The organism is Stenotrophomonas sp. PS02300, assembly GCF_029959395.1.
GTDB lineage: Bacteria > Pseudomonadota > Gammaproteobacteria > Xanthomonadales > Xanthomonadaceae > Stenotrophomonas > Stenotrophomonas maltophilia_AD.
This window is the reverse complement of the sequence record NZ_JASCOP010000178.1, coordinates 1-6331: the sequence shown is the minus strand read 5'-3', so window position 1 is coordinate 6331 and position 6331 is coordinate 1. Positions and strand designations below refer to the sequence as shown.

The 6331-nt window shown below is 67.6% G+C and carries 6 protein-coding genes and 1 tRNA gene; 5 read left to right on the top strand and 2 right to left on the bottom strand.

Annotation, left to right across the window (positions count from 1 at the left end; all coding sequences use genetic code 11):
- Positions 1–392: 392 nt before the first annotated feature.
- Entirely contained in the window at positions 393–716 is a 324-nt protein-coding gene (gene fdxA, locus QMX79_RS19480) for a ferredoxin FdxA (protein ID WP_282248242.1), read from the bottom strand.
- 249 nt (positions 717–965) lie between these two features.
- On the opposite strand from fdxA, the gene QMX79_RS19475 reads away from it, so the two are divergent.
- Complete coding sequence (locus tag QMX79_RS19475; protein ID WP_282248241.1) at positions 966–2387, top strand: sugar porter family MFS transporter; 1422 nt, start codon at positions 966–968, stop codon at positions 2385–2387.
- Between the two features lie 63 nt (positions 2388–2450).
- Here QMX79_RS19475 and QMX79_RS19470 read toward each other — a convergent pair.
- A tRNA-Glu gene (locus QMX79_RS19470) sits at positions 2451–2525 on the bottom strand.
- Positions 2526–2575: 50 nt separating this feature from the next.
- On the opposite strand from QMX79_RS19470, the gene pcnB reads away from it, so the two are divergent.
- From pcnB to panC, 4 genes are read left to right on the top strand one after another with little or no spacing between them, the layout of a single operon-like run.
- Positions 2576–3946: a polynucleotide adenylyltransferase PcnB gene (pcnB, locus tag QMX79_RS19465; protein ID WP_282248243.1), complete on the top strand. Its 1371-nt coding sequence runs from the start codon at positions 2576–2578 to the stop codon at positions 3944–3946.
- Between the two features lie 3 nt (positions 3947–3949).
- Positions 3950–4438: a 2-amino-4-hydroxy-6-hydroxymethyldihydropteridine diphosphokinase gene (folK, locus tag QMX79_RS19460; RefSeq protein ID WP_282248240.1), complete on the top strand. Its 489-nt coding sequence runs from the start codon at positions 3950–3952 to the stop codon at positions 4436–4438.
- Positions 4439–4469: 31 nt separating this feature from the next.
- A complete protein-coding gene (gene panB / locus QMX79_RS19455) occupies positions 4470–5285 on the top strand; it encodes a 3-methyl-2-oxobutanoate hydroxymethyltransferase (protein WP_282248239.1) in 816 nt (271 codons plus the stop codon).
- On the top strand, positions 5282–6124 hold the full coding sequence (gene panC, locus QMX79_RS19450; RefSeq protein ID WP_282248238.1) for a pantoate--beta-alanine ligase: 843 nt from the start codon (positions 5282–5284) through the stop codon (positions 6122–6124). Before panB ends, panC begins: the two co-directional genes overlap by 4 nt.
- The last annotated feature ends 207 nt before the right edge of the window (positions 6125–6331 follow it).

Genomic DNA, 6331 nt, shown 5'->3' with positions numbered 1-6331 from the left:
GGTACGGGGGGCGCCGTAAACCCATCCCTGGGGGCTCTTGCGAAACATCCATGTTTCGCAAAGCCCCCGTACCCCCGCCCCCGCCGGCCCCCGACAGTGTGTCGGTGGCCACGGGAGATCAAAAGCAGACGCACGCGCCGCGTAGAGCCACGCCCTGCGTGGCTGCTCTTGCCATCCGCCTGCGGCCATCCATGGGGGGAGGCCGGCGGGTAGCCCCCGTAGGGACTGTCAAAAACATGGATGTTTTTGCCAAGCCTCCACGGATGGATTCACGGCGTGTCCCGGAGCGGGGCTGCCCGTCGGCCTCCCCGGCACGGGACAATGAAACGTTGCCGTTGCCGTTGCCGTGAAACCAACCAACAAAAAAGGCGCCAGAGGCGCCTTTTTCAGTATCACCGCTCCAGATACTGGAGCTTGTCCGGCTTGCCGTCCCACTCGCCGGCGTCCTCGGGCGGGTCCTTGCGCACGGTCAGGACCGGCCAGGCCTTGGCCAGCTCGGCGTTGAGTTCCACGAACTTTTCCTGGCCGGCGGGCACGTCGTCTTCGGGGAAGATCGCGTTGACCGGGCATTCGGGCTCGCACAGGGTGCAGTCGATGCACTCATCCGGGTCGATCACCAGGAAGTTCGGGCCTTCGTGGAAGCAATCCACGGGGCACACTTCCACGCAATCGGTGTGTTTGCACTTGATGCAGTTTTCAGTGACGACAAAGGGCATGGCTGGATCTGGATCCGACAGTAAGCCGGACAATTCTAGAACAGTTGGGCCTTTGTCGCAGTGCACGATGCGCCGGAGCCGGTCGGTGCGGTTAGATGCCGATGCCTACCGGTAGACACCCGGGCGGCCAAGAGGCAGGCAGATCAGGCCCCCGCAGCCCTTTGTGGGCGGGCAGGGGCCTGTGAGAACCTGCCGGATGAGACCCCGCTGCGCTGACCCGTTGCTGTCCCACTCCTGCCAGGACCCTTCATGTCCACCACACTTGCAGCCAACGCCGCCCGCGGCGAGAACACCTCCTTCATCGTATTGATCAGCTGCGTCGCCACCATCGGCGGCTTCCTGTTCGGGTTCGACAGCGGCGTCATCAACGGCACCGTCGATGGCCTCAAGCAGACCTTCCAGTCCAGCGAGGCCGGGATCGGCTTCGAGGTCGCCTCCATGCTGCTGGGCTGCGCGATCGGCGCCTTCTTCGCCGGCCGCCTGGGTGACCGCATGGGCCGGCGCGGGGTGCTGATCATCGCCGCCGTCATGTTCCTGCTGTCGGCACTGGGCGCCGGCTCGGCGCACAGCTCGCTGGCGTTCGTGATCGCCCGCGTGATCGGCGGCTTCGCCGTCGGCGCGGCCAGCGTGATGTCTCCGGCCTACATCGCCGAAGTGGCCTCGGCCCGCTATCGCGGGCGGCTGGCCACGGTGCAGCAGATCGCCATCATCAGTGGCCTGTTCTGCGCGTTCCTGAGCAACTTCCTGCTGGCCCGGGCTGCCGGCGCCTCCACCGAGCCGCTGTGGCTGGGCCAGGAAGCCTGGCGCTGGATGTTCTGGATGCAGGCCATTCCGTCGGCCCTGTTCCTGGTGCTGCTGCTGGGGATCCCCGAAAGCCCGCGCTACCTGGTGGTGAAAGGCCGCCGCGCCGATGCGCTGGCGGTGATGACCCGCCTGTACGGCGAAGCCGAGGCCCAGGCCAAGATCGCCGAGATCGAAGGCTCGCTGGCCCAGGACCAGCACCGCCCGCGGCTGTCGGACCTGGTCGACAAGGGCACCGGCAAGCTGCGCGGCATCGTCTGGGTCGGCATCGGCCTGGCCGTGTTCCAGCAGCTGGTTGGCATCAACGTGGTGTTCTATTACGGCGCGGTGCTGTGGCAGGCGGTGGGCTTCTCCGAAAACGACGCACTGCTGATCAACGTGCTGTCCGGCGCACTCAGCATCGGCGCCTGCCTGCTGACCGTGGTGCTGATCGACCGCGTGGGCCGCAAACCGCTGCTGTGGGTGGGCTCGGTCGGCATGTCCGTGGCGCTGGCGCTGATGGTGGTGGCCTTTGCCAGCGGCACCCTGGCCGATGGCCACCTGCAGCTGTCCGACGGCATGGGCCGGCTGGCGCTGGTGGCGGCCAACGTCTACGTGGTGTTCTTCAACATGTCCTGGGGCCCGGTCATGTGGGTGATGCTGGGCGAGATGTTCCCCAACCAGATCCGCGGTTCGGGCCTGGCGGTGGCCGGTGCGGCCCAGTGGACCTCGAACTTCGCCATCACCGTGACCTTCCCGATCCTGCTGGCCGGCATCGGCCTGGCCGGCGCCTACGGCATCTATACGGTGGCGGCGGTGGCCTCGATCTTCTTCGTGCTGCGCTACGTGCGCGAGACCAAGGGCAAGGAGCTGGAGCAGATGGAGGGCTGAGGGCCGGCCCCACAACGCAAAAACCCCGCCAAGGCGGGGTTTTTCGTCGGCTGGCGCGGCAAATGGTGCTCCCTAGGGGACTCGAACCCCTGTTTTAGCCTTGAGAGGGCCACGTCCTAACCTCTAGACGAAGGGAGCATGCTTTGTCGCGAACTGCGCAGCGCGCTAGTATATGGACCTCGATGCCATTGGGCAATCCCGAAACTTCAACCGGAAGCGCCAACATCAATTCCTCCGCTACATCACCGTTCAGTCTGCGCGTGATCCCCCGCGACCAGCACAACATCTCCCGCAAGGACATCAGCCCCAACGCGTTGCGCGTCCTGTACCGGCTGCGCGACTCGGGCTTTGGCGCCTACCTGGTGGGTGGCGCCGTGCGCGACCTGCTGGTCGGCGGCAACCCCAAGGATTTCGACGTGGCCACCGATGCCACGCCGGAGCAGGTCAAGTCGCTGTTCCGCAACTGCCGCCTGATCGGGCGCCGCTTCCGGCTGGCGCACGTGGTGTTCGGCCGTGAAATCATCGAAGTGGCCACCTTCCGCGCCAACATCGACGATGGCAGCGGCGACCGCGAGATGGAAAACGGCATGCTGGTGCGCGACAACGTGTACGGCAGCATCGAAGACGATGCGGTGCGCCGCGACTTCACCTGCAACGCGCTGTACTACGCCATCGAGGATTTCTCGGTGCGCGATTACACCGGCGGCTTCGAAGACGTGCAGGCGCGCCTGATGAAACTCATCGGCGATCCGGAAAAGCGCTACCAGGAAGACCCGGTGCGCATGCTGCGCGCGGTGCGCCTGGCCGCCAAGCTCGGCTTCCAGATCGACGACGCCAGCGCCGAACCGCTGCCGCGCCTGGCCAGCCTGCTCGGCGAAGCCGCGCCGGCCCGGCTGTTCGAGGAAGTGCTCAAGCTGTTCCTGTCCGGCCACGGCGTGGCCAGCTTCGAAGGGCTGGAGCGTTACGGCCTGCTCGACGTGCTGTTCCCGGAAAGTGCCGCCGCGCTGCGCAGCAACCGCAGTGGCGCGCTGCGCCGCATGGTCATCGAAGGCCTGCACAACACCGACCAGCGCGTGGCCAACGACGAGCCGGTCTCGCCCTCGTTCCTGTTCGCACTGCTGCTGTGGCCGGCGTTCTGCCGCGCGCTGGCGACCCTGCAGAAGCAGGGCGTGCAGCTGGAAGAAGCACAGCGCCGTGCCGCCGACCGGGTCACCCTGCACCAGCTGACCACCATCGCGCTGCCGCGCCGGTTCTCGCTGCCGATGCAGGAAATCTGGCTGCTGCAGGGCCGCTTCAGCTCGCGCCAGCGCAAGCGCGTGATCCGCACGCTGACCCACCCGCGCTTCCGCGCCGCGTTCGACTTCCTGGCCCTGCGCCAGGTGGCCTCCAGCGAGCACGAAGCCGATGTGGAGTTCTGGCGCGAAGCCCAGCTGCAGTCCGGCCCCGAGCTGGATTCCACGCTGGACGCCGCGCAGGCCGAAGGCGAGCTGGACGAGAACGGGGCACCGCGCAAGCGCCGCCGCCGCCGTCGTCGTCCCGGTGGCGCCGCAGGCGAGTAAGCCGTGACCCTGGCCTGTATTGGACTGGGCGCCAACCTCGGCGACGCCGCACAGACCCTGCGCGCGGCGTTCGCGGCCATGGCCGCGCTGCCGCTGACCACGCTGCGGGCGCGCTCGCAGCTGTACAGCACGCCGGCCTGGGGCAATGAAGACCAGCCGGCGTTCGTCAATGCCGCCGCGCTGCTCGACACCGGGCTGGAACCGACCGCGCTGCTCGAGGCCCTGCTGGGCATCGAGCGCGACTTCGGCCGGGTCCGCGACGCGGCCGTGCACTGGGGCCCGCGCACGCTCGACCTGGACCTGCTGCTGTATGGCGAGGCGGTGATCGACCTGCCGCAGCTGAAGGTGCCGCACCCCTACCTGCACGAACGCGCGTTCGCGTTGCTGCCGCTGGCGGAGATCGCCCCGGAGGCGATGATTCCGGGGCAGGGCCGCGTGCGGGACGCTGCGATGCGTATCGAGGCCTGCGGGATCGCGCCAATAGGAGGATAATGCGGGGCTTATCGCCACCGGTTATCAGCTCATGAGTACCCACGCAGACAGCAAGCCCTGGACCGTCCCCGCGCTGGCCGAGGCCAAGCGCAACGGCCAGAAGCTGGTCATGCTGACCGCCTACGACGCCGGCTTCGCGCGTGCGTTCGATGCCAATGGCGTCGACCTGATCCTGATCGGCGATTCGCTGGGCATGGTGGTGCAGGGGCACGATTCCACGCTGCCGGTGACCACCGACGACATGGTCTACCACACCCGCGCCGTGGCCCGCGTGCTGCAGCGTGCGCTGCTGGTGGCCGACCTGCCGTTCGGCGCCGATGCCACCCCCGAACGCGCGCTGGACGCCTCGCTGCGCCTGCTCCAGGCCGGTGCGGAGATGGTCAAGATCGAAGGCGCCGGCTTCAAGCTGGACATCGTCCGCTATCTGGTGGAACGCGAGATCCCGGTGTGTTCGCACCTGGGCCTGACCCCGCAGTCGGTGCTGCGCCTGGGCGGTTACAAGGTGCAGGGCCGCGGCGACGCCGCCCAGCAGCTGCGTGACGATGCCAAGGCCGCGGTCGATGCCGGCGCCACCCTGATCGTCCTCGAGTGCGTGCCGACCCCGATCGCCACCCAGGTCACCGCCGACGTGGCCGTGCCCACCATCGGCATTGGTGCCGGCCCGGGCTGCGATGGCCAGGTGCTGGTGCTGCACGACTTCCTCGGCCTGGACAGCGGCCATCGCCGTCCCAAGTTCGTCAAGGATTTCCTTGCCGAAGGCGGGTCGGTTGCCGGCGCCGTCCGTGCCTATGCCGACGCCGTGCGCGACGGCTCCTTCCCCGACGCAGAACACGCCTACGCCTCATGATCGACACCGTCACCGAACTGTCCCGCCTGCGCGCCGTCGTCAACGGCTGGAAGCGCGAGGGCCTGCGCGTTGCGCTGGTCCCCACCATGGGCAACCTGCACGCAGGCCATTACTCGCTGGTCACCCTGGCCAGGCAATACGCCGACCGCGTGGTCTCCAGCGTGTTCGTCAACCCGACCCAGTTCGGCCCCAACGAAGACTTCACCCGCTACCCGCGCACCCCGGAAGCCGACACCACCGGGCTGGAGCAGGCCGGCTGTGACGTGCTGTGGCTGCCCACGGTCGAATCGATGTACCCGTTCGGGGTGGAGCTGGCGGCCAGCGTGAACGTGCCGGGCATTTCCAGCCTGCTTGAAGGCGCACACCGCCCGGGCCACTTCGACGGCGTGTGCACCGTGGTCTCGCGCCTGTTCAACCAGGTCCAGCCGGACGTGGCCGCCTTCGGCAAGAAGGACTACCAGCAGCTGGCGGTGATCCGCCAGATGGTGGAAGACCTGGCCTTCCCGATCCAGATCGTGGGCGGCGACATCGTGCGCGAAACCGATGGCCTGGCCATGAGCTCGCGCAACCAGTACCTCAACGCCGAACAGCGCCCGGTCTCGACCACCATCCACCAGGTGCTGCTGGGCATGCGCGAAGGCTTCATCGCGGGCAAGACCCGCAGCCTGATCGAAGCCGAAGCCGCATCGGCCCTGCAGGCTGCCGGCTTCCAGGTCGACTACGCCGTCGTCCGCAAGCCGGACCTGTCCGAGCCGGCCGACAGCGAAGACGGCAACCGCGTCGCCCTGATCGCCGCGCGCATCGGCAACACCCGCCTGATCGACAACCTCGAGTTCTGATAGTGATTGGGTGAGCGCCAAGCCAGGGATTGCGCTGGATCTCTGGCAGTCGGCCCTGAGGCCGACTGCTTCACGCAATTTGGCAAACAGCCGGTAGCTGAGCCGTGGTCTGAGCTGGGCCGGCCGGTGCGGGTTTGCGGGACACGCCGTGAACCCGTCCTTGGGGGCTCGTAGAAAACATCCATGTTTTCTACGGTCCCGCAAACC

What these genes read in the sequence shown, in the direction of transcription:
- fdxA (WP_282248242.1), bottom strand. Translation starts at nt 716, where the DNA reads ATGCCCTTTGTCGTCACTGAAAACTGCATCAAGTGCAAACACACCGAT.
- QMX79_RS19475 (WP_282248241.1), top strand. Translation starts at nt 966, where the DNA reads ATGTCCACCACACTTGCAGCCAACGCCGCCCGCGGCGAGAACACCTCC.
- panB (WP_282248239.1), top strand. Translation starts at nt 4,470, where the DNA reads ATGAGTACCCACGCAGACAGCAAGCCCTGGACCGTCCCCGCGCTGGCC.
- panC (WP_282248238.1), top strand. Translation starts at nt 5,282, where the DNA reads ATGATCGACACCGTCACCGAACTGTCCCGCCTGCGCGCCGTCGTCAAC.